General features: G+C 65.9%; 24 protein-coding genes. 11 read left to right on the top strand and 13 right to left on the bottom strand.

Annotation, left to right across the window (positions count from 1 at the left end):
* Positions 1 to 16 precede the first annotated feature (16 nt).
* From ATF69_RS19625 to ATF69_RS19600, 6 genes are all read left to right on the top strand, one after another.
* Positions 17 to 541: a phosphatidylglycerophosphatase A family protein gene (locus ATF69_RS19625; protein WP_121941221.1), complete on the top strand. Its 525-nt coding sequence runs from the start codon at positions 17 to 19 to the stop codon at positions 539 to 541.
* On the top strand, positions 541 to 1,068 hold the full coding sequence (locus tag ATF69_RS19620) for a CinA family protein (protein ID WP_146872017.1): 528 nt from the start codon (positions 541 to 543) through the stop codon (positions 1,066 to 1,068). Before ATF69_RS19625 ends, ATF69_RS19620 begins: the two co-directional genes overlap by 1 nt.
* A gap of 90 nt (positions 1,069 to 1,158) precedes the next feature.
* Positions 1,159 to 2,064, top strand: coding sequence for an alpha/beta fold hydrolase (locus tag ATF69_RS19615; protein WP_146872016.1), 906 nt, complete (start codon positions 1,159 to 1,161; stop codon positions 2,062 to 2,064).
* A gap of 218 nt (positions 2,065 to 2,282) precedes the next feature.
* Positions 2,283 to 4,172 (top strand): patatin-like phospholipase family protein, encoded by a 1,890-nt coding sequence (locus ATF69_RS19610; protein WP_146872015.1) that lies wholly within the window; start codon positions 2,283 to 2,285, stop codon positions 4,170 to 4,172.
* A gap of 84 nt (positions 4,173 to 4,256) precedes the next feature.
* Complete coding sequence (locus ATF69_RS19605) at positions 4,257 to 4,745, top strand: nuclear transport factor 2 family protein (RefSeq protein WP_121941225.1); 489 nt, start codon at positions 4,257 to 4,259, stop codon at positions 4,743 to 4,745.
* A 44-nt stretch (positions 4,746 to 4,789) separates the two neighbouring features.
* Positions 4,790 to 5,197 carry a GFA family protein gene (locus tag ATF69_RS19600; protein WP_146872014.1) on the top strand — a complete coding sequence of 136 codons (408 nt, stop codon included), beginning with the start codon at positions 4,790 to 4,792 and terminating at the stop codon, positions 5,195 to 5,197.
* Positions 5,198 to 5,303: 106 nt separating this feature from the next.
* Here the strand turns inward: ATF69_RS19600 and ATF69_RS19595 are convergent, their stop codons facing one another.
* Complete coding sequence (locus tag ATF69_RS19595) at positions 5,304 to 6,158, bottom strand: YecA/YgfB family protein (RefSeq protein ID WP_146872013.1); 855 nt, start codon at positions 6,156 to 6,158, stop codon at positions 5,304 to 5,306.
* Positions 6,159 to 6,376: 218 nt separating this feature from the next.
* Here ATF69_RS19595 and ATF69_RS19590 point away from each other — a divergent pair, with 218 nt between their 5' ends.
* Positions 6,377 to 8,119, top strand: a complete 1,743-nt coding sequence (locus ATF69_RS19590; RefSeq protein WP_056747798.1) for an FMN-binding glutamate synthase family protein — start codon at positions 6,377 to 6,379, stop codon at positions 8,117 to 8,119.
* Positions 8,120 to 8,127: 8 nt separating this feature from the next.
* On the top strand, positions 8,128 to 8,952 hold the full coding sequence (locus ATF69_RS19585; protein ID WP_056747797.1) for a hypothetical protein: 825 nt from the start codon (positions 8,128 to 8,130) through the stop codon (positions 8,950 to 8,952).
* 89 nt (positions 8,953 to 9,041) lie between these two features.
* On the opposite strand, the gene ATF69_RS19580 is transcribed toward ATF69_RS19585, so the two are convergent.
* The 4 genes from ATF69_RS19580 to ATF69_RS19565 are packed head-to-tail and all read right to left on the bottom strand — an operon-like array spanning position 9,042 to position 11,596.
* A complete protein-coding gene (locus tag ATF69_RS19580) occupies positions 9,042 to 9,314 on the bottom strand; it encodes a hypothetical protein (RefSeq protein ID WP_056747795.1) in 273 nt (90 codons plus the stop codon).
* Between the two features lie 35 nt (positions 9,315 to 9,349).
* Entirely contained in the window at positions 9,350 to 9,835 is a 486-nt protein-coding gene (locus ATF69_RS19575) for a putative toxin-antitoxin system toxin component, PIN family (protein WP_146872012.1), read from the bottom strand.
* On the bottom strand, positions 9,825 to 11,117 hold the full coding sequence (locus tag ATF69_RS19570; RefSeq protein ID WP_146872011.1) for a THUMP domain-containing class I SAM-dependent RNA methyltransferase: 1,293 nt from the start codon (positions 11,115 to 11,117) through the stop codon (positions 9,825 to 9,827). Before ATF69_RS19570 ends, ATF69_RS19575 begins: the two co-directional genes overlap by 11 nt.
* Positions 11,114 to 11,596: an acyl-CoA thioesterase gene (locus tag ATF69_RS19565; protein WP_146872010.1), complete on the bottom strand. Its 483-nt coding sequence runs from the start codon at positions 11,594 to 11,596 to the stop codon at positions 11,114 to 11,116. The genes ATF69_RS19570 and ATF69_RS19565 overlap by 4 nt, the downstream gene beginning before the upstream one ends.
* A gap of 239 nt (positions 11,597 to 11,835) precedes the next feature.
* On the opposite strand from ATF69_RS19565, the gene ATF69_RS19560 reads away from it, so the two are divergent.
* Positions 11,836 to 12,315, top strand: a complete 480-nt coding sequence (locus ATF69_RS19560) for a glutaredoxin domain-containing protein (protein ID WP_158641497.1) — start codon at positions 11,836 to 11,838, stop codon at positions 12,313 to 12,315.
* A gap of 62 nt (positions 12,316 to 12,377) precedes the next feature.
* Here the strand turns inward: ATF69_RS19560 and ATF69_RS19555 are convergent, their stop codons facing one another.
* The 6 genes from ATF69_RS19555 to argS all read right to left on the bottom strand — a co-directional run bounded on the left by ATF69_RS19555 (position 12,378) and on the right by argS (position 18,675).
* The gene (locus tag ATF69_RS19555) at positions 12,378 to 13,979 is read right to left on the bottom strand and encodes an RNA polymerase factor sigma-54 (RefSeq protein WP_146872008.1); all 1,602 of its coding nucleotides are present in this window, start codon (positions 13,977 to 13,979) and stop codon (positions 12,378 to 12,380) included.
* Complete coding sequence (lptB, locus tag ATF69_RS19550; protein WP_056065226.1) at positions 13,979 to 14,761, bottom strand: LPS export ABC transporter ATP-binding protein; 783 nt, start codon at positions 14,759 to 14,761, stop codon at positions 13,979 to 13,981. Before lptB ends, ATF69_RS19555 begins: the two co-directional genes overlap by 1 nt.
* A complete protein-coding gene (gene lptA, locus ATF69_RS19545) occupies positions 14,758 to 15,417 on the bottom strand; it encodes a lipopolysaccharide transport periplasmic protein LptA (RefSeq protein ID WP_056065224.1) in 660 nt (219 codons plus the stop codon). Before lptA ends, lptB begins: the two co-directional genes overlap by 4 nt.
* 107 nt (positions 15,418 to 15,524) lie before the next feature.
* Complete coding sequence (locus ATF69_RS19540; protein WP_146872007.1) at positions 15,525 to 16,181, bottom strand: thiol:disulfide interchange protein DsbA/DsbL; 657 nt, start codon at positions 16,179 to 16,181, stop codon at positions 15,525 to 15,527.
* Positions 16,182 to 16,293: 112 nt separating this feature from the next.
* The gene (locus ATF69_RS19535; protein WP_056747785.1) at positions 16,294 to 16,950 is read right to left on the bottom strand and encodes an SPOR domain-containing protein; all 657 of its coding nucleotides are present in this window, start codon (positions 16,948 to 16,950) and stop codon (positions 16,294 to 16,296) included.
* A 15-nt stretch (positions 16,951 to 16,965) separates the two neighbouring features.
* The gene (gene argS, locus ATF69_RS19530) at positions 16,966 to 18,675 is read right to left on the bottom strand and encodes an arginine--tRNA ligase (RefSeq protein ID WP_146872006.1); all 1,710 of its coding nucleotides are present in this window, start codon (positions 18,673 to 18,675) and stop codon (positions 16,966 to 16,968) included.
* A 110-nt stretch (positions 18,676 to 18,785) separates the two neighbouring features.
* On the opposite strand from argS, the gene ATF69_RS19525 reads away from it, so the two are divergent.
* Positions 18,786 to 19,313 (top strand): hypothetical protein, encoded by a 528-nt coding sequence (locus ATF69_RS19525; protein ID WP_108498289.1) that lies wholly within the window; start codon positions 18,786 to 18,788, stop codon positions 19,311 to 19,313.
* Positions 19,314 to 19,394: 81 nt separating this feature from the next.
* A complete protein-coding gene (locus tag ATF69_RS19520; protein WP_056065216.1) occupies positions 19,395 to 19,688 on the top strand; it encodes a PsiF family protein in 294 nt (97 codons plus the stop codon).
* A 97-nt stretch (positions 19,689 to 19,785) separates the two neighbouring features.
* Here ATF69_RS19520 and ATF69_RS19515 read toward each other — a convergent pair whose 3' ends face one another.
* On the bottom strand, positions 19,786 to 20,232 hold the full coding sequence (locus ATF69_RS19515; protein ID WP_056065213.1) for a DUF2214 family protein: 447 nt from the start codon (positions 20,230 to 20,232) through the stop codon (positions 19,786 to 19,788).
* A 173-nt stretch (positions 20,233 to 20,405) separates the two neighbouring features.
* The gene (locus ATF69_RS19510; RefSeq protein ID WP_146872005.1) at positions 20,406 to 21,776 is read right to left on the bottom strand and encodes a dicarboxylate/amino acid:cation symporter; all 1,371 of its coding nucleotides are present in this window, start codon (positions 21,774 to 21,776) and stop codon (positions 20,406 to 20,408) included.
* Positions 21,777 to 21,897 lie beyond the last annotated feature (121 nt).

Genomic DNA, 21,897 nt, shown 5'->3' with positions numbered 1-21,897 from the left:
AATTTTCCGTCGCGACATGACCGCTTCCGAGCTACTGCCACCCCTTGCCCCACTGCGCCCCAGCGTGCGCTTCATGCTGTCCCACCCCGCCCACTTCATGGCGCTGGGCTTTGGCGCGGGCCTGGCCCCCAAGGCGCCAGGCACCGTGGGCACGCTGTGGGCCTGGCTGGCCTACCTGGTGCTGCAGCAGTGGCTGAACCCGCGGCAGATGGGCCTGCTGATCGTGGTCAGCACCGTGGTGGGCTGGTGGGCCTGCACCACCACAGCGCGCCATATGCGCGTGGCCGACCCCGGCAGCATCGTGTGGGACGAGGTGGTGGCCTTCTGGCTGGTGCTGTGGCTGGCCATGCCCATGGGGCTGTGGGGGCAGGTGGTGGCGTTTGGGCTGTTCCGCTTTTTTGATGCCGCCAAACCTGGCCCGGTGGGCTGGGCCGACAGCCTGTTCAAGGGCTTTGGCTGGCGCGGGGGCTGGGGTATCTTGTGGGACGACTTTGTGGCAGCCTTCTGTACCTTGCTGGTCATCGCACTGTGGAGGTTCTGATGGCACCCACATCACTATCAAAAAGTGAGCTACTAGCGCAAGAAGTACAAGCGCTTGAGGCCAATTTGACGCAAATATCGCTGCGTTTGCTGGCCCGCCGCCACATGCTGGCCACTGCCGAGAGCTGCACCGGCGGCATGATCGCCGCCACCTGCACCGACCTGTCGGGCTCCAGCCAGTGGTTCGAGCGCGGCTTTGTCACCTATTCCAACGAGGCCAAGGCCGAGATGCTGGGGGTGCCCCCCGGCCTGATCGAGCAGCACGGTGCGGTGAGCGAGCCTGTGGCACGCGCCATGGCCGATGGTGCGCTGACCCACTCGCGCGCGCAGGTCAGCCTGGCCGTGACCGGCGTCGCGGGCCCCACAGGCGGCACCGAGGCCAAGCCGGTGGGCACCGTGTGGTTTGCCTGGTGCGTGGGCGGCGAAACCCACAGCGAGATGCAGCACTTTGCAGGGGACCGCGCGGCCGTCCGCACGGCCACGCTGCGATACGCCCTGAAGCGGCTGCTGAGCCTGCTGCCTGCCTGACCTCGCTGGCAAGATCCCCGGCCCCGGCATGGGCGGCCGCTGTCGTCCACAAGACAGGACTCCACCCGCCCCTTGCCACACCATACGGCCATGACAACGAAACCCTCCTGGTTTGACGGCTTTGCCACCCGGCGCATCACCACCTCGGGCGCGGAGATCTTTGTGCGCACCGGCGGCACCGTGGGCGCGCCCCCGCTGCTGCTGTTGCACGGCTTTCCGCAAACCCATGCGCTGTGGCACCGCGTGGCGCAGCAATTGGCACGCGACTACTGTCTGGTGCTGCCGGACTTGCGCGGTTATGGCGACTCATCCCACGCGCCCGGCCTGCCCGACCACAGCAACTACAGCAAACGCGCCCTGGCGCAGGACATGGCCGAGGTGATGACCACGCTGGGCCACGACACTTTCTACCTGTGCGGCCACGACCGGGGCGGCCGTGTGGCCCACCGCCTGGCGCTGGACCACGCCGCGCGTGTGAAGAAGCTGTGCGTGATCGACATCGCCCCCACGCTCGACATGTACGCGCGCACCGACATGGAGTTTGCGCGCGCCTATTACCACTGGTTCCACCTGATCCAGCCCGCGCCGCTGCCCGAGACCATGATCGGCGGCAACGCCCGCGCCTACCTGCACGCCAAGCTGGGCGGCTGGGGCAGCGCGGGCCTGGCCCACATCGAGCCACAGGCCCTGGCCGATTACGAACGCTGCTTTTGCACACCCGAAGCCATCCACACCGCCTGTGAGGACTACCGCGCCAGTGCGGGCGTCGACCTGGACCACGACCGCGACAGCCGCGCGCGCGGCGAAAAAATAGCGTGCGACACCCTCGTGATCTGGGGTGCGCACGGCGTGGTGCACCGGCTGTTCGATCCGCTAGCACTCTGGCAGGCGCAGTGTGCGGGCGTGGTCACTGGCCAGGCCGTTCCGGCGGGGCACTTCATCCCCGAACAATTGCCCGAGGCCACGGCCCAGGCGCTGAGCGCCTTCATGCGCTGACGACCAGGTCCGACACGGCCCGAAAGGGCAATCGAAAGGATCTGCCGTGCATTTGTTCACGCGCTGCGCGGCCACCATGCCCCGTGCAGTGCGCACAGGTGACATTGCGTTCCTAGAATCCGCCGCTTCGCACGCTGCGGAACCCATGGCCAGCACCGGTGGCTGGTAAGCCATCGCCTTCCGCAGCGCCCCCACTGTGCCTTGCCGATTGCGTGACCATGCCTCCCTTTACCGCGACCCAGAACCAACTGCTCACCGAGCATCTGCGCAGCTTTCTGCCAGGCATCGAACCTGAGGCGCTGGAGCTGCTGCGCGCCCAGCTGGAGTGGGTGGAGGTGCCCGGCGGCAGCACGCTGATGACCCAGGGCGAGCCCGGCGAATCGATGTACCTCACCGTCAGCGGCCGCCTGCGCGCCTATGTGCGCAGTGACGACGGCCCCAGCGGCACACAGCGCCGCGTGGCCGACATGGGCCGGGGCCAGGTGATTGGCGAGATCAGCCTGTTCACCGACGCCCCCCGCGCCGCCACCGTGGTCGCCGTGCGCGACTCGGTGCTGGTGCGCCTGACCAAGGACGTGTTCAAGACCCTGCTAGCCAGCAGTGCCCAGGTATCGATTGCGCTCACGCGCCAGATCATCCAGCGCCTGCAGTCGGGCACCGCCGCCCATACGGCCGCGCAGGAGCGCCCGGTGGCCATGGGCCTACTGCCGGTGAGTAGCGGCGTAGACCTGCAGGCTTTTGGCCAGCGTCTGGCGCGCCACCTCGGCACGGTGGGCCGCGTACGGGTGGTGGACTCGACCACCGTGGACGCCGAATTACAGGAGCCAGGCATTGCGCAGCGCGAAGGCGCCGACGCCACGGCCAACCGCCGCATTGCCATGCTGCTCGACGAGATCGAGGCCCGCAACGACTTTGTGCTGCTGCTGGCCGACCCCGAGCCCACCCCCTGGACGCGCCGCGTGAGCCGCCACTGCGACGAGTTGCTGCTGCTGGCCGACGCGCAGGCCGAGCCCGCCATCCACCCCATCGAGGAAAACTGCCTGCTGCGCCGCGCGCCCCTGGCCGAGGCCGCCGAGATCCTGGTGCTGCTGCACCCGGAAGGCACGCAGTGCCCACGTGGCACCCAGCAATGGTTGGACCGCCGCCCCGTGGCCGACCACGTGCATGTGCGCCCCACCCTCGACCGCGACATGGCGCGCCTGGCCCGCATCCAGAGCCGCACGGCCGTGGGCCTCGTGCTGGCGGGCGGCGGCGCACGCGGCTTTGCGCACCTGGGCATCTACCGCGCCTTGCAGGAAGAAGGCGTGGAGATCGATTGTGTGGGGGGCACCAGCATCGGCTCGGTGATGGCCGCATATGTGGCGTCCGACCAGCCGCTGGCGACGGTAATGGCCAACGCACGCGAGGCATTCCGCACCAACCCCACGGGCGACTGGAGCCTGCTGCCGCTGATGTCGCTCATCAAGGGCCGCCGACTGCGCCACATCCTGCACGAGGCCGTGGGGAGCTTGGTGGGCTTCCCGGCCCAGGTGGAAGACCTGTGGAAGAACTACTACTGCGTGGCCACGAACTACTCGCGCGCCAGCGAACAGGTGGTGCGCCGTGGCAGCCTGGTGAAGTCGCTGCTGGCCAGCATCTCCATCCCCGGTGCATTGCCGCCTGTGGTGCACGAGGGCGACCTGCTGTGCGACGGTGGCACGTTCAACAACTTCCCAGTGGATGTGATGCGCAGCAGCATGCGCGGCGTGGGCACGGTGATTGGTGTGGACCTGAACTTCCGCAAGCCCCGCCGCATCGAGCTGGACGACATCCCCAGCAGCTGGGCCCTGCTGCGCGACAAGCTGCGCCCGCGCGCCCAGCGGCGCTACAAGCTGCCCTCGCTGGCCAGCTACCTCATGCAGGTCACCATCCTGTACAGCATGTCGCGCCAGCGCCAGTCGCAGCAGCTCACAGACCTGTACTTCAACCCCCCCATGGACCGCGTGGGCATGCTGCAGTGGAACCGGTTCGAGCAGATCGTGCAGCAGGGGTATGCGCACGGCATCCAGGTGCTGGACGCATTGGACGACACCAAGCGGCGGCGCATCGGTGGGTTGCGCACCGGCTGAACGCACATCGCCGCGCAGGTCCCCCAGGTGGCATGCAGCGTTCCGGCCGGGGTGTAGCATGGACGCCCTTGAGGAGGAGAACCCATGCACCCCAACGCCCAGACCCTGCAACGCTTCTACACCGCGTTTGCGCAACTGGACCATGCCACCATGGCGGCCTGCTATGCCCCCGACGCCACGTTTGACGACGAGGCCTTTTCCCTGAAAGGCCGCGAGCAGGTGGCAGGCATGTGGCGCATGCTGTGCACTGCGACGAAAAAGCCCGGCGCCGCCGAGCATTGGAAGCTGGAGTTCAGCGGCATCGACGCCGATGCGCAGGGCGGCAAGGCGCACTGGGAGGCGCACTACCTCTTCAGCGCCACCGGGCGCAAGGTGCACAACATCATCGACGGCACCTTCACCTTCACGCCCGACGGGCTGATTGCCACGCACCGTGACCGCTTCAACTTCTGGCGCTGGGCCCGGCAGGCGCTGGGCGCGCCGGGCCTGCTGCTGGGCTGGTCGCCCTCGCTCAAGCGCAAGGTGCGGAGTACGGCAGCGGGGAATTTGAAGAAGTTTCTGGCGCAGGGTTGACCCCGCACCGGCTGGCGGACACCACCCACGCACAAGGAAACGCCATGCAAGTGCGAGGCCAATGCTATTGCGGTGCAATCGCCTACGAAGCGCAGGTGGAGCCCGGCACTGCGACGGTGTGCCATTGCACGGACTGCCAGGCGCATTCCGGCTCCGCCTTCCGTACCAACATCCCGGCCCCAGCGGCAGGCTTTCGACTCACCCGCGGCACACCCCGCACATACATCAAGACGGCGGCCAGCGGCAACCGGCGTGTGCTGGCCTTCTGCGACGTCTGCGGAAGCTCGCTGTATGCCTGCGCGGCCGACAATCCGCAGACCTATTCCCTACGGCTCGGAACCATCACGCAAAGGCACGAGCTGGGCACGCCGCAGCGCCAGATCTGGACGCTGCGCCGCCTTGCGTGGGTCACCTTGCCAGAAGACATCGACGCGTTCGACGAACAGCCTTAGCGCCCCCGGCAGCAGGACGCTGCGAGAAAAGCGCGGGCCTATCAGCCTCCCGCGCTTTTGCTACAAGCGCAACCCGCTATCAAAAAAGTAGTGCCAGAGGTTACGCTTACGCGCCGTGGCATTTCTTGTACTTCTTGCCACTGCCACAGTGGCAAGGATCATTGCGCCCGGGCTCGGGCGCCTTGCGCACCGTCTCCACGCGCGGGCCCATGCTCTTCCACAGCTGGCGCAGGTCGTACACGGCCCAGATGGCTTCGCCGAAGGCTTCCACGCGCACCTGGCTGGTGCTGGGGGGGCCGTCTTCGTCGTACATACAGACTTCGGGCTTGCCGGTGTCGTCTTCGGTCAGGGCGACGATGCGCTCCAGCGCATCGTCCAGCCACTTGGCAGCTTCCTTGTCGCGCGGGGCGGCCCAGTCTTCGGGCCAGTTTTCCACCGCAAACATGAAACCCAGCGCCCAGACCTGGCCGAAGGACGGGATCTCCTGGTCGTCGCCCATCTCGGCACGCTGCTCGTCGGTCAGGCTGGCCACGGCGCCGCGCATGTCCATGGCTTCGGGCTGGAAGGTGCGGTCGTCGTCCAGCGTCTTCACATCGGTGTCGAGCTGGGCCACGATCTCGTTCCAGCGGCGCATCCACAGGTCCATGAAGCGGGCTTGCTGGGCGGCATCGGCAAACGCGGGCAACTGCGGCAGCGGGTCGCCTTCGGCCACATCCAGCTCGGCGCCGTCGCCCAGCAGCATGGGCAGATATTCGGCCGGGCCGATGGGGCGGCGGCTGCAGATCAGCGCGGTCATGAAGCCATCGCAGAACTCCCACTGCGGGATTTCCTCGCCGCGCGCGCGCAGGTCGTCGAGGATGTTGTCCATCTCCTCCAGCTCATCCGGGCCCAGCGCAGCGGCCGGGGCGGTGGTGGGGTCGAGATCGTCGGTGGCGGGGGTGGGCGATGCAGGTTCGGTCATGGGAGGACTCCGGTCGTCAAGGGAGAAAGCGGGGGCGGCAAAACAATGTTTTACTTTTATGATGCGCAGGCCTTGTGCCGCGCCGCTAGTGAGCGGCGGGTGCTAGGTGGCCCAGGGAAAGGCCTGGGCGTGAAAAAAGAGCCGCGCGCAACATGGCAACCCGATAAAAAGGCGGTCAGTGTAGCCCTCCCACGCCAACGCCCAAAACCAGGATCCCCATGATTCACCAGCTCAATTCCCTCTACCCGGTGCGCTACACGGCCTTTGCGCTGTGCGTGTTCGGGCTGCTGCTGTCGCTGTTTGCGCTGGTGGCGTTTGGCGTGGGCCTGCCCGTGGTGCTGGCGTTCGCCGCTCTGGTAGCAGTGGGCGTGTACGACCTGCAGCAGACGCGCCACGCCATCCTGCGCAACTACCCGGTCATCGGCCACATCCGCTTCATGCTCGAATATGTGCGGCCCGAGGTGCGCCAGTATTTCATCGAGAGCGACAGCGAGGCCGCGCCGTTCTCGCGCGCGCAGCGCTCACTCGTGTACCAGCGCTCCAAGGGCGACCCGGACAACCGCCCCTTTGGCACCCACCTGGACGTGGGCGCGCAGGGCTACGAATGGGTGAACCACTCGCTGGCGCCCACGCAGTTGCCCTCGCACGACTTTCGCGTGTGGATCGGTGGCAGCCCCGATGCGCCCTCACAGTCTGTATCGCCCTGCACCCAGCCGTACCACGCGAGCGTGTTCAACATCTCGGCCATGAGCTTTGGTGCGCTGTCGGCCAACGCCATTCTGGCGCTCAACCAGGGCGCGAAGAAAGGTGGCTTTGCGCACGACACGGGCGAGGGCAGCATCAGCCAGCACCACCGCGTGCACGGCGGCGACCTGATCTGGGAGATCGGCTCGGGCTACTTTGGCTGCCGCAACCCCGATGGCACCTTCAGCGAAGAGCGTTTTGCGGCCAATGCCACCGACCCGCAGGTCAAGATGATCGAGCTCAAACTCAGCCAGGGCGCCAAGCCGGGCCACGGTGGCGTGCTGCCGGGGGCCAAGGTGACTGCCGAGATCGCCGCCGCACGCGGGGTGAAGGAGGGCGAAGCCTGCATCTCGCCCGCCAGCCACAGTGCGTTTCGCACGCCGGTCGAGATGATGCAGTTCATCGCCAAGCTGCGTACGCTTTCTGGCGGCAAGCCCACGGGCTTCAAGTTCTGCCTGGGCCACCCATGGGAGTGGTTCGCCATCGTCAAGGCCATGCTGGTCACCGGCATCACGCCCGACTTCATCGTGGTTGATGGCGCCGAGGGCGGCACGGGCGCGGCGCCCGTGGAGTTCAGCGACCACGTGGGCGCGCCGCTGCAGGAGGGCCTGCTGCTGGTGCACAACACGCTGGTGGGCGTGAACCTGCGCGACCGTGTGCGCATTGGCTGCGCGGGCAAGGTCATCAGCGCTTTCGACATCGCGCGCATGATGGCGCTGGGCGCCGACTGGTGCAACGCGGGGCGCGGCTTCATGATGGCGCTGGGCTGCATCCAGGCGCAAAGCTGCCACACCGGCCACTGCCCTACGGGGGTGACCACACAAGATCCGCTGCGCCAACAGGCCCTGGTGGTGCCCGACAAGGCCACGCGCGTGGCGCAGTTCCACCGCAGCACCTTGCACGCGTTGCAGGAGCTGGTGCAGGCCGCCGGCCTGCACCACCCCAAGGACATCACCGCCCACCACATCGTGCGCCGCATCAGCGACACCGAGGTGCGCCTGCTGTCCAACCTCATCACCCGCATGTTGCCCGGTGCGCTCCTGGGCTCGCTCGACGCGCAGCACAACGTGTTCCGCCTGTACTGGCCGCTGGCCAGCGCGCACAGTTTTCAGGCCAGCGAGCCTGCACTGGAACCCTCCATCCCCCACCATGTCGAGCTGGTGCATGCTGCAGCCGTGGGCACCGCAGCGGCGGTGGCGGGGGACGCTGCTGTATGAATTTGACGATGGATGCATCCGCCCCCACCTACACCACCGCCCCGGACTACGCCGCCTTTTTGCAGCAACAACTCGCCACCCAGCCGCACAACGTGATGGCCCATGTGCTGGGCAACGAACAGATCTGGATCAAGCGCGCGGGAGCCCCCCACGGAACAGGCCGCTACCGCGCCATGGCCTTGCTGGCCGCCCTGCTGCGGCTGGATGCGCTGCGCCCCGTGCCCAACCCCGGCGGCCCCACGGCGATTGCCACCGAAGTGCAACGCCTGCGCGACCTGGCCGCACGCGGCATCCGCGTGCCCGTGGTGCTGGCCGCGTTGCCGAATGGTTTTGCCATGCGCCACCTGGGCAACGTGGGTGAGGAAACCCATTCGCTGGGCAACGAGATTGATCACGCCGTGCAGGCGGGCGACGCGGCCGCTGTGCTGGCGCTGTGGCAGCAGGGGCTGGACACCCTGACCCAGGTGCACCACCAGGGCACCTGCCTGAGCCAGGCGTTTGCGCGCAATCTGGTGCGCTGCCCCGATGGCGAGGTGGCCTGCATCGATTTTGAGGACGACCCCGCCGCCGTGCTGCCGCTGGCGGTGTGCCATGTGCGCGATGCGCTGTGTTACGCGCATTCCACCGCGATTTACCTGCATGCCAGCGGCACGCTGACCGAGGGGCGCGAGCGCTGGGCGGCGTGGGTGGCGCAGGGGAGCGAGGAGATGCGGGCGGTGCTGGCCACCAGTGTCCGGCGGATGGGGTGGATGCGGAATCTGCCCACCAATCGCAAACTGGGGCGGGATTTGCAGCGGGTGCGGGCGGCGTATGACCTCTTGGCTCAAGGCTAGATCAACCAGTAGGTCGGGTTAGCCGCTGGCGTAACCCGACAGGCCATGCCCGTGGAAGAAAACGTCGGGTTAGACCGCGCTACCCCAACCTACGCTAGCCACAGCCAGGCAGCAACCCCCAAGCAGCCCACCGACAGCATCACAAAAATCCAGTAGAGGCCGGGAATGCCCCCCACTGCAGTGATTTCGTTCGATTGCGCGCCCTCCTGCTCGGCGCGCGACAAAGGATCCACACCAACCGCCCGACCGGAAGAGGGCGGCACGGCCCAGACTTTGTGACCGGATGTCCGGTTGAACTGAAACGCATCAAAAGCGAGGTAGGCGAAGAAGCCCGAGAGGACAAGAAAACCCAACGGCCCCATACCGATCCTTGCAGCAGAAACTAATCAATGCGTGATCAGGCCGCCGCCGTGGCGAGCGCCTCTTCCAGCACCAGCGCAGTCGCCACATCCGCCCCCAGGTTCACCAACCGCTTGCGCATGCAGATCACCGCCTTGTCCTTGCTCAGCAAAATTGCCCGGTGCGCCGCCGCCAGGTCGATGAACTTCTGGTCGTCCGCGTCCTTGCACACGTAGGCCACCTTGGGTGCGATGTCCACCAGACGTGCCTGCGCATCAAACGCGGCCAGCACCTGTGCGGCACTCACGCGGTAGTAGTTCATGCGCTCAACGATGTGCGGGTATGCCAGCACGCGCTCCAGCTCGTCGCGCATGACCTGCGTGGCGATCCAGGCCAGGCGACCCTGGGCCAGCAGCGTGCGCAATGGCACGGTGCGCGGGTCGCTGAAGATCAGCAGGTCCAGCGCCACGTTGGTATCCACCACCACAGGGCGCGCCGGCTCGTCCGCCGGGGCCTCGGCGGGCAGGGGCAGTTCAACCTTCATGGCGTGGGCTGCCTTCGGGGGCAGGCTTGGTAGCCCGGTCGCGCACAGCACCCTTGATCATGTCGAAGCGGAACATGCGGCATTCAATGGGCCCGTTCCACATGGGCACGCGGCGCGATTCCTTCAGGCGCATCTTGCCGGGCAGTTTCAGGTCGGGCGTGAGCATCCAGGCCGTCCAGCCGCTGTAGTTCTTCTTCCAGTGCGTGGCCAGCTGGCTGAAGAACTCACCGCCGTCTTCGGTCTGTGCCTCTTCGCGGCCCACGGCCATGCCTTGGGCGCGATCGGCGGCTCGCTCGCTGGCGTTGCGGCCTGCAGTGCCGGCGGCGGCAATGCGCTCGCCGTAGGGTGGGTTCAGCAGCATCACACCGGGTTGCTCACAGGGCGGCATGCGCTGCAGGGCGTCGCCGCCGCGCAGCTGCACGGCGTCGGCCACGCCCGCGCGCTCGGCGTTGCGCTGCGCAAAGTCGACCATGCGGAAGGCCACATCACTGCCAAAAATGGGCACTGCGCTGGTCTGTATTGTGCTTTCAGCTTCGTTTTTGATAGCAGTCCAGACATGGGCCTGGAACGGCAGCAGTTTCTCGAACGCAAAGCGCCGCAGCATGCCCGCCGGGATGCGGCAGGCGATCTGCGCGGCCTCGACCACGATGGTGCCGCTACCGCAGCAGGGGTCGTACAGGGGCTGGGGGTTGTCGCCATGCGGGTCCCAGCCGCTGGCGGCGATCATGGCGGCGGCCAGGGTTTCCTTGAGCGGCGCGTCGCCCTTGTCCTCGCGCCAGCCGCGCTTGAACAGCGGCTCGCCCGAGGTGTCGATGTAGATCGTGGCCTCGTCGGTGGTCAGGTGCAGGTGGATGCGCACATCGGGCCACTGGGTGTTCACATCGGGGCGTACGCCGCTCTTGTGGCGGAAGCGGTCGGCCACCGCGTCCTTGACCTTGAGGCCCGCGAAGTTCAGGCTCTGCAGCGGGCTGTGCTGGGCCGTCACCTCGACCTTGAAGGTCTGGCGCGTGGTGAACCAGATCTCCCAGGCCACCTCGCTGGCCATGGCGTAGAGGTCGTTCTCAGACCGGTAGGGGCGGTGCGCCAGCTGCACCAGCACGCGCTGGGCCAGGCGGCTGTGCAGGTTGAGCTGCATGGCCTGGCGCCATGAGGCGCGCAGCAGCACGCCGCCCCGGCCCACCAGCAGGTCTTGCCCCGTGAGGCCGGTGATGCCATGCACCTCGTCGGCCAGAAAGCCCTCGACGCCCGCGGCGCAGGGGAGAAAAAGTTGGAGTTGGTTCATGTCGATGGGGAGGATACGCGCTCGGACAATGCATGGGAATCCGGCGTTCCCGCGCGGGCCAGCAGCAGCTGGCGGATGGAGTCCGGGATGGGAGCAACCTTGCGGCTGGCCTTGCCGATGAAGACGATGCCGATCTTGCCGCGCGCCACCTCGCGGCCCGAGGCCTTCTCGGTCATGCAAAAGACCAGGTCGAAGCCATAGCGGTTGAAGTCCGCAGGCGCCATCTCCACCCGCATGGTTTCGCCGTGGAAACCTTCGGACTTGTACTGCGCCACGATATCGCCCACCACGATGGACAGGCCGCCCACATCGGCCTCGGGGTAGCCGAGTGACTGAAAGAAGCGCACCCGCGCTTCGGACACCAGGCTGAGCAACTGCGCGTTGTCCAGATGCCCGCCCTGATTCACATGGCTGATGTAGATCTGCAGTTCGGTGGCAAAGCCGAAGTGCGGTGGGAGGTCGAAGACGATGCGTGCCATGGTACGGAAAGTGAGAAGGCAAAACGGGAAGCGGGGGCAGGTGCCAGCGACGGACATAGCGCATTGCGCGAAAGACAATGTCTGCCCTTCCAGGCGCCAGATGAGAAGCACAGGGGGACGCCATCCCATCCACAGCGTGGTGCCCAGGCCACTGCAGGGGAGTGTTGCGCACGAGTCCTGTGGGCCGGGCGCCACTGTCTCGTATGCTCTCGGGCAGTGGATTTTACCGGAGCCCCTTCATGCGCCCTTTTGTTCGGACCCTGTTGACCACCCTGGCACTGGCCGTGGTGCCGTTGGCAGCCAACGCCCAGACGCTGTACAAATCAGTGGGTACGGACGGCAGGGTGGTTTACAGCGACAAGCCTCCCACGACCGGTGCCGTAGAGAAAACGATGAAGCTGGAAAACCTGCCGGTCAGCGTGGTACCGGGGGCGGGCCCCGCCCCCAAAACAGCCACTCCGGACACTCCACAGATTGCGGCTCCTCGGGGCGATGTGGTGCTGTACATGGCCACCTGGTGCGGCTACTGCAAGGCGGCCAAGGCCTATCTGGCGAGCAAGGGCATCGCCTATCGGGAGCTGGATATCGACACGCCTTCTGGCAAAGCGGCGTTCAGTCAGCTGGGCGCCAGAGGCGTACCGGTCTTGCTGACCAACGGCCAGAAGATCGCAGGATTCACGCCACAAGCATATGACGCGGTATTCATGGCGCGCAGATAACCGGGCACCGAACTGTTGCCTGGACGGCCAGAGAACACTCGCGCGCCTCCACGCCGGGAGCGCTAAAGCGCCTTGCGCAAATTCGCTGGCGCGATCTTGAGCGCCTCGCGGTACTTGGCCACGGTGCGGCGTGCGCACTCGATGCCCTGCTCCTTGAGCATCTCGGCGATCTGGCTGTCGGACAGCGGCTTGGCCGGGTTTTCGGCGGACACGAACTGCTTGATCAGTGCGCGCACGGCCGTGCTGGACGCATTGCCACCGGTCTCGGTGCCCAGGCCAGAGCCAAAGAAGTACTTCAGCTCGTAGGTACCGATCGGCGTGGCCATGTACTTGGCCGTGGTCACGCGGCTGATGGTGGACTCGTGCAGACCCAGTTCGTCGGCGATGTCGCGCAGCACCAGGGGGCGCATGGCCAGCTCGCCGTGGGTGAAGAAGTTCTTCTGCCGCTCGACGATGGCGCGCGAGACGCGCAGGATGGTGTCAAAGCGCTGCTGGATGTTCTTGATGAACCAGCGCGCCTCCTGCAAGCGCTGCTGCATGCCCTGGTGGCCTTCGCCGCCCTTGTGGCCTCGTAGCGCGCCGGCGTAGATGTCGTGCACGCGCAGACGGGGCATCACATCGGGGTTGAGCTGCACGATGAAGTTGTGCTGGCCGTCCCGCCCGTTGGCGCGACCGGCTTTGCGCACGATGACGTCGGGGATGATGATGTTGCGCTCTACGTCGGCAAAACGGCGGCCGGGGCGAGGCTCCAGGCGGGCGATGAGTGCCATGGCAGACCGGGTGCGTTCTTCTCCGGCCACGCCACCTTCGCTGCACAGCTGCGTCAGGCGGCGGATGTCGCGGCGAGCCAGCATCTCCAGCGGCTGCTGACAGATGCGCAGCGCGGTCTGCACGGTCTCGGGGTCGGAGTCGCTGTCTTCATCCGCCGCCAGCGCCGTGAGCTGCAGCGTCAGGCATTCAGACAAATTGCGCGCGCCCACGCCCACGGGCTCCAGGCTCTGCAACAGGCGCTGGGCCACGGTGAAGCGGTGCACCAATTCTTCGATCTGCTCCAGGTCGTCGGGCCCGGCCAGGCTGATGGCCAGCTCTTCAAGCGACTCTTCCAGGTAGCCGTCGTCGTTCAGCGATTCAATGAGAAAACGCAGCGCGGCCGTGTCCACTTCAGACAGCCGCAGCGACAGTGCCTGGCGGTGCAAAAAGGCGGTGAGCGACTCGTGCGAACGGGCCAGCTCGGTGGCGTCGGCCTCGTCGCCTTCCGCATCGTTGCGGGTGCGCGCCGGGGCGTCGCCACCCCACTCGGCGTCGTTGGGCGCCATCTCGACGGTGCCGTCGCCGCTCCACTCGGGCTCGTCGGCGCCTCCACTGGGGATTTCAGCCTCGTTTTGGCTCTCAGCGCTAGTATTGCTTGCGCTGACAGCTCCTGAAAACATAGCATCATCGGCGCTGTAGTCGTCGGCCTGCGCGGGCGTGTCGGCGGCTTCCAGGCCAAACTCCTCGCGCGGTGCTTCGTCGGCATTGCGTTCGAGGAACGGGTTCTCGTCGAGCATCTGCTCGACTTCCTGCGAGAGTTCGAGCGTGGACAACTGCAGCAGCCGGATGGACTGCTGGAGCTGGGGGGTCAATGCAAGGTGCTGCGAGACGCGCAGCGACAGTCCAGGCTTCATCACATGCGGAAATGCTCGCCCAGGTACACGCGGCGCACTTCTGCGTTGTCCACGATCTCGGAGGGCGTGCCCTGCGCCAGCACGCGGCCGTCGCTGATGATGAAGGCGTGGTCGCAGATGCCCAGCGTCTCGCGCACGTTGTGGTCGGTGATGAGCACACCAATACCTCGTGCCTTGAGGAAGCCAATGATGCGCTGGATCTCGATCACTGCAATCGGGTCGATACCGGCAAAAGGCTCGTCCAGCAGGATGAAGCGCGGCTGGGTGGCCAGGGCGCGGGCGATCTCGACGCGGCGGCGCTCGCCACCGGACAGCGCCAGCGCGGGCGAGGCACGCAGGTGGTCCACACGCAGCTCTTGCAGCAGTGCCGTCAGGCGTTCTTCGATGGCGTCGCGCGACAGCGGCTGGCCGTCATCGGCGCGCTGCAGTTCCAGCACCGCACGCACGTTTTCTTCGACGGTGAGCTTGCGGAAGATCGAGGCTTCTTGCGGCAGGTACGACAGACCCAGCCGAGAGCGGCGGTGGATGGGCATGTGGGCCACCGAGTGGCCGTCGATGCGAATATCGCCGGCATCGCTGCGCACCAGGCCCACGATCATGTAAAAGGATGTGGTCTTGCCCGCGCCGTTGGGGCCGAGCAACCCCACAACCTCGCCTTTTTGCACCACCAGCGACACATCCTTGACGACCTTGCGGCTGCCATAGGATTTGGCCAGATGCTGTACCTCCAGGCGGCTACCCGCCTGGGAGTCAGGACCGGTACTCACAGCAGGCCCGCTCACTTGGCGCCGCCGCCAAGGCTGTTGCTGGGGCGCAGCGCCGGTGCGGGCGCGTCAGGCGCTGGGGCCGGGGCTGCCGCGCCGGGCGGAGGGTCTTTGGGCGCCAGCACGGCGCGCACACGACCACCGGGCGCTGGTGTGTCGCCCGCCGCGGCAGAAGAGGCTGGTGCCTTCTGGCCATCGACGGTGAACACATCGGTGAGGTTGTTGTAGACGATCACGGCGCCGGTGATCTCATCGTTCAGCACCGAGCCACGGTAGCGGCGGAGTTCGGCCCGGGTGATGAAGCGCACGTTGTCGGCCTTGCCGTCGTATTCGATGACTTCGCTTTCGCCTTCGATGAATTCGTCAGGCGCCCCCGCCACGGTGTCGCGCTTTTGGCGGAAGAACGCCCGTTTGCCCGCCTCGGCCGTGACCACGCCGTACTGGTAGCCGTCGGCGTCCTGGCGCACATCCAGCCGCGCACCGCGCAACACGATGGTGCCTTTGGTCATCACCACGCGGCCCGAGAACACGCTGGTCTGCTTGAGTTCATCGTGGCGCAGGGCGTCGGCCTCGATGTTCATGGGCTTGGCACGGTCGGCCTTTTCGGCGTGTGCCATGCCCGCAAGGCCGGTCAGGGCTGCGAGCACAAGGAGGGGGAGTAGGCGGTGGGTCATAGGGCACGAATCTTGCAATGATTGTAGCCACCCGATAGTACCCACCCCGAAAAAAAGCCCGCATCAGCGGGCTTTTGGAACAGCTTGCCGACAGAGTCGGCACCTTGTCAGGCTTTGCGCGCCGTGGCCGCCAGGTATTCGACCACTTGCAGCACCGTCTGCATGCTGCCAGCCATCGTGCCGTCGGTGTAGTACTTGCCCGCCACGCCCATGGACGGCACGCCTTCGACGCCATACGAATCTTGCAGCTGCGAGGCGCGACGCACCTGGTTGGCCACGCTGAAGGAACCATAGACTTCCTTGAACTTGGCGGCATCCACGCCCTGCTGGGTCACCCAGGCCAGGATTTCGTCGTCCTTGGCGAGCTTGGCCTTCTCCACATGGATGGCGCGGAATACCTTGGCGTGCAGCGCGTCGAGCTTGCCCATGCCTTCGAGTGTGTAGTACAGCTTTTGCTGGGGCACAAAGCTGGCGTTGAACGCCACGGGCACGCGGCGGATGGAGAGGTCCTTGGGCGCGGCCTTGACCCAGGCGTCCAGCGTGGGCTCAAAGGCGTTGCAGTGGGGACAGCTGTACCAGAAGAACTCGATCACATCGACCTTGCCAGCGGGGGCATCGGGGGCGACGGGCTTGTCCAGCCGCTTGAAGTCCTTGCCCTCCTTGAACTGGCGGGCTTGCGCCATCGCGGGGTTGGCCACTGGCAGCGTCAGGGCAGAAGCGGCAACCGCCGAGGCGGCGGACAAAGAAAACTCACGGCGTTTCATGACAAAGACTCTCCTGGTTCAGGTATTCGGGATGTGAGACATCCCTTTACAAAAAGTTCAGCCCTGGTGGTGGCGCTGTATGCACAGGCCCCTGTTCACAGCCACAGGCCGATCAGCGCTGCACACGCACCAGCGCCGATTCCAGCCCGGCGCCATCGAGTTTCTCTTTGAGCACTTCGGCATCGTCACGCTTGGTGAAAGGACCGATGCGCACCCGGAAGACCGCCCGGCCATTTTGCTCACGCTCGCTCACGCGGGCCTCCCAGCCCAGCATGGCCAGCTTGGCGCGCTGGGCGTCTGCGTCGGCCTGGGTGCGGAAGGCGCCCGCCTGCACAAAGTAGTCAAACGGGTCCACACTGCCCTTGGCCGCGGCCTTGGCCACGGCCAGATCGCCCAGCGGGTCAGCGCCCGGCTTGCTCTCGGCCTTGGCCTCGGCTTTGGCGTCTGGCTTGCTCGCGGCAGGCTTGGCAGCCGACGCGGCGGCGCGCACCTCGGGTGCCGGTGCCGATGCAGGGGCTGACGCGGCTGCTGCCACCGCTGGCGCCGCAGGGCGGGCCGGGTTCTTGCCATACAGCGGCGAGTTCGGGTCCCAGTTCTTGTTTTTCTGGGACTCCGCTGCGTCCAGGTCGGCACCGCGGCCATTGCCCTTGTTCAGGAAGGGCACCGGCACCTTGGTCACGTACACGGCCACGGCCAGCGCCGCGCCCAGGCCCACGATGACCCCGACGATGAAGCCGACAATGGTCCCGCCCGTCTGTTGCTTTTTCATATTGGTAGTAACTGCTTACATTCTGGCCGGGGCCGACACGCCCAGCACGGCCAGGCCATTGTGCAATACCTGGGCGGTGGCAGCGACCAGCGCCAGGCGCGCCTTCTTCACAGCCTCGTCGTCCACGAGGATGCGCTCGGCATCGTAATAGCTGTGGTAGCTGGCGGCCAGGTCGCGCAGGTAGAAGGTCACATCGTGTGGCGCCTCACCGTCGGCGGCGGCGGTGAGCATCTCGGGGTACTTGGCCAGTTGCAGCATCAGCGCCTGGGCCTGCGGGCCTTCGAGGGGGGACAGGTCCACATCCTTGAGCGAAGCCACATCACCACCGCCCGCCTCTTGCCACGCACGCAGCACCGACTGGATGCGGGCATGCGCGTACTGCACGTAGTACACGGGGTTGTCGTTGTTCTGTGCCACGGCCAGGTCCACGTCGAAGGTGTACTCGGTATCGGGCTTGCGGCTCAGGAGGAAGAAGCGCACCGCATCCTTGCTGGTCCACTCGATCAAATCGCGCAGCGTGACATAGCTGCCCGCGCGCTTGCTGATCTTGACCTCTTCGCCGCCCTTGACCACCCGCACCATGGTGTGCAGCACGTAGTCGGGGTAACCCTTGGGGATCCCCACATCGGCCGCCTGCAGGCCGGCGCGCACGCGGGCGATGGTGCCGTGGTGGTCCGTGCCCTGGATGTTGACGACCTTGGTAAAGCCGCGCTCCCACTTGGCAATGTGGTACGCCACGTCGGGCACGAAATAGGTGAAGGTACCGTCCTGCTTGCGCATGACGCGGTCCTTGTCGTCGCCGTAATCGGTGGACTTGAGCCACAGCGCACCGTCCTGCTCGTAGGTCTTGCCGTTGGCGACGAGCTTGTTCACCGTGGCCTCGACGCGGCCGCTGGTGTACAGGCTGGATTCGAGGTAGTACTCGTCGAACTGGAGGTTGAAGGCCTGCAGGTCCTTGTCCTGCTCGTTGCGCAGGTAGGCCACCGCAAACTGGCGGATGTTGTCGTAGTCCTCCACATCGCCGTTGGCCGTGAACTCGCGGTCGTCGGCCTTCACCGTGGCCTTGGCCTTGAAGGCCTCGGCGATGTCGGCGATGTAGTCGCCGTTGTAGAAGTTCTTGGCCAGCGGGTTCTCGCTGTCGGTGGGCCAGCAGTCGTCGCCGGGTTTGAAGCCCTTGGCGCGCAGCTGCGTGCTCTTGGTCAGCGTGTCGATCTGTACGCCTGCGTCGTTGTAATAGAACTCGCGGTGCACCTTCCAGCCCTGGGTGCTGAACAGGTTGCAAATCGCATCGCCCAGCGCGGCCTGGCGGCCGTGGCCCACGTGCAGCGGACCCGTAGGGTTGGCCGACACGAACTCGACCAGCACCTGCTGGCCGTTGCTGGCTTGGTAACCAAAGCGCTCACCCGCAGCCAGCACCTCACGCACCACTTCCTGCTTGGCGGCGGGTTGGAGGCGGATGTTCAGAAAGCCCGGGCCCGCGATTTCAATGGCGGACACCCAGCGCTGAAAGGCGGGCGTGGCTTCGAGTGCGGTCTTGAGCTGTTCCCCCAGTGCGCGCGGGTTGAGCTTGAGGGGCTTGGCCAGTTGCATGGCCGCGGTGCAGGCGAAGTCGCCATGGGCCGCCACCTTGGGAGATTCAAAGGCCGCCTTGGCGCCAGCGCCGGGGGACAGGTTTTCCAGCTCGGCTGCGAGCGCAGCGAGCAATTCATTTTTGGCTGTGAGCATCGGTGGATTTTACGGGTCTGCCAGCAGCAGGGCACCAGACGCGCCGCCAGGAGGCATCCCGCAGCCAAAGGCACAATGGGCCGCAATGCCCTTTCAACCGGAGATTGCGCGTGCAACCCCAGCCCATCCTGCTCTATCGGCGCCGCTGGACCCTGGTGTTTCAGGTGCCTTTTGTGCTGCTGATGGCGGTATGCCTGGCCTTCTCGCTGTACTGGGCGTCTGTATCGAACGACCGGCTGCTCACAGCCCTCTGCCTGTGCGCCGCATTCGTCTCGTTCTGTGTGGGCGGAACCCTGGGCCGGTCCGCCCTGGAGGCCTACCGGGAGCAAGACCCGGCGGTGGTCATTGACGCCACCGGCATCACCGATCTGCGCCAGGACGACCCGCACACCGTGACCTGGGAGGCCATGGAACGTGTGCACCTGGACGACTACGAAGGCGTGATCCTGGTCAAGTTGCGCCCCGGCCACCGGGACTCCGCACGGGGTGTGATCGTCAAGGCACTCAAACGCTGGCAGCAACGGGGGGATGTGGTGTTTGCCCTGGGTGGCCTGGCGCACGACCCCCGGCAGATCCACAAGGCACTGAAAGCCTTTCATGCAGCCGCGGCCACCAGGCCACGCGCAGGGTTGTCATGACTTGTTCGCGTTGTCGCAGGCCATGTTCTATGGTGCAATGCCACCGGGACCCCCCATAACGCATTCACACCAGGAGATTCCATGAAAAAGCTTCTTTCCCTGACTGCACTCGGCCTGGCGCTGACACTGGGCTTTGGTGCCCACGCCGCCGAAGACGCCAAGGCCCCTACCAAACAGCAATCGAAAATGGCGACCTGCAACAAGGACGCTGGAGACATGAAGGGCGACGAGCGCAAAGCCTTCATGAAGACCTGTCTGAGCAACAAGCCCGCCACCCAGCAAGACAAGATGAAAACCTGCAACGCCGATGCCAAGGCCAAGACCCTCAAGGGCGACGAGCGCAAGGCCTTCATGAGCGATTGCCTGAAGAAGTGAAGTAAGTTCATACCCGGTGCAGCGCCACCGGCTCAGACAAAGAAAAGCCCGCCGGCATCAAGCCGGGCGGGCTTTTTTTATCGGGGGGTATTTGCGCTTACCAGCCGCGCGCCCAGAACACCGCAATCACAGCCACCACGGGCAGCACATGCGACTGGATCATCACCAGGCGGCGGACCCGCGCGACCTCTGCGGCGGGAGGCAGCGCACCGGTGCTGCGCAGGTTCTGGCGCCAGCGGCGGAACGCGGCCGAGGGCACAAACGACAGCAGGACCATGGCCAGCACCAGGGTGATCTTGATGTGAAAAAGGGGCTGCGACAAGTACCAAGAAGCGCCCTTCACGCCCCAGATCAACCGGGCCACGCCGCTTCCAATCATGACCGCACCGGCCACACCGTAGATCACATCCAGCCGGGCCAGGCGCTCGACCACGGCGGCGTTGAGCCACTCGATACGGCACAGCGCCGCCTGGCTGGACAGAAAAACCACAAAGGTCAGGATGGCCAGAAGGTGAAAAGCGGCCAGGAAGGCTTCGAGGGTCATGGTGCGAATTCCTTGTAGCGCCCGAGGCCACTGCGCCGCGCCAAGCGCTCACAGTGCCGTCCGGCAGGGCCACCATTGTGCGCGATGGCGCTGACCCGAAGCGCCCCACAAAAAAGCGGCGCGGGCCCGAGAGCCCGCGCCGCTGGAAGCGCTAATTCAGCAAATACCGACCATCAAGCCGCGGTGCGCGCCACCGTCGGCACGGGCACATCCGCCGGCACCGCAGGCGCCGCTGCCGCAGACACCGCGAGCGGCAGCGGATGGCCATTCATCGCCGCGTCCAGGCGTTCCTGGTCCAGCGCGTTTTCCCAGCGGGAGACAACCACCGTGGCCACGGCGTTGCCGATGAAGTTGGTCAGCGAGCGGCATTCGCTCATGAAGCGGTCCACGCCCAGAATCAGCGCCATGCCGGCCACGGGCACTTCGGGCACCACGGCCAGGGTGGCGGCCAGGGTGATGAAGCCCGCGCCCGTCACACCCGCTGCGCCCTTGGACGACAGCATCGCCACCAGCAACAGCGCCACCTGGTGGCCCAGCGTCAGCTCGGTGTTGGTGGCCTGGGCGATGAACAGCGCGGCCAGCGTCATGTAGATGTTGGTGCCGTCCAGGTTGAACGAGTAGCCCGTGGGCACCACGAGGCCCACCACCGACTTGCTGCAACCGGCCTTTTCCATCTTTTCCATCAGCGATGGCAGGGCGGATTCGGACGACGAAGTGCCCAGCACCAGCATCAACTCGGCCTTGAGGTAGCGGATCAACTTGAACACCGAGAAGCCGCAAAGGCGCGCCACAAAGCCCAAGATCACCACCACAAACAGCAGCGAGGTGATGTAGAACGAACCCACCAGCCAGGCCAGATTGACCAGTGAGCCCAGGCCAAACTTGCCAATGGTGAACGCCATGGCACCAAACGCACCCAGGGGCGCGGCCTTCATCACGATGCCCACCACCTTGAACACAGGCGTCGTCAGCGCGTCCAGAAAGTTCAGCACCGGACGGCCTGCCTCACCCACCATGGCCAGGCCAATGCCAAACAGCACGGCCACCAGCAGCACCTGCAGGATGTTGTCGCCCACGAACGGGCTCACCAGCGTCTTGGGGATGATGTCCATCGCAAAGCCCGTGAGCGTCATCTCATGCGACTTGGCCACGTAGCCCTTCACAGCCGTCTGGTCCAGGTCGGCCACATTGATGTTCATGCCCGCGCCGGGCTGAACCACGTTGGCCACCACTAGCCCGACGACCAGCGCCAGCGTGGAGAAGAACAGGAAGTACGCCATGGCCTTGCCAAACACGCGGCCCACGGTGGAGAGCTGCGACATGCCCGCGATGCCAGTCACGATCGTCAAGAAGATGACCGGGGCGATGATCATCTTGACCAGCTTGATGAAGGCGTCGCCCAGCGGCTTGAGCGCCTCGCCATAAGCCGGCTCAAAATGGCCCAGCAGCACGCCCAGGACGATGGCCAGGACCACCTGGAAATACAGTTGTCGGTAAAAAGGCAGCCGCACGGGGTGGGCTGTGGGGACTGAAATGGTGTGCATGGGGCGGGTCTCCAAAAATCGCGGGGCGCACCACCGGGGTGCAACCGAGGCGCGTTAAGGGTGCCGTTTGTACTGCTGCAATTTGTTTCAGCCGATAACCTATTGGTATTAGTCCCCAACC

This window comes from Acidovorax delafieldii (genome assembly GCF_007993815.1).
Lineage (GTDB): Bacteria > Pseudomonadota > Gammaproteobacteria > Burkholderiales > Burkholderiaceae_C > Acidovorax > Acidovorax delafieldii.
Note: the sequence above shows the minus strand (reverse complement) of the source record. Positions and strands in the feature narration are given on the sequence as shown.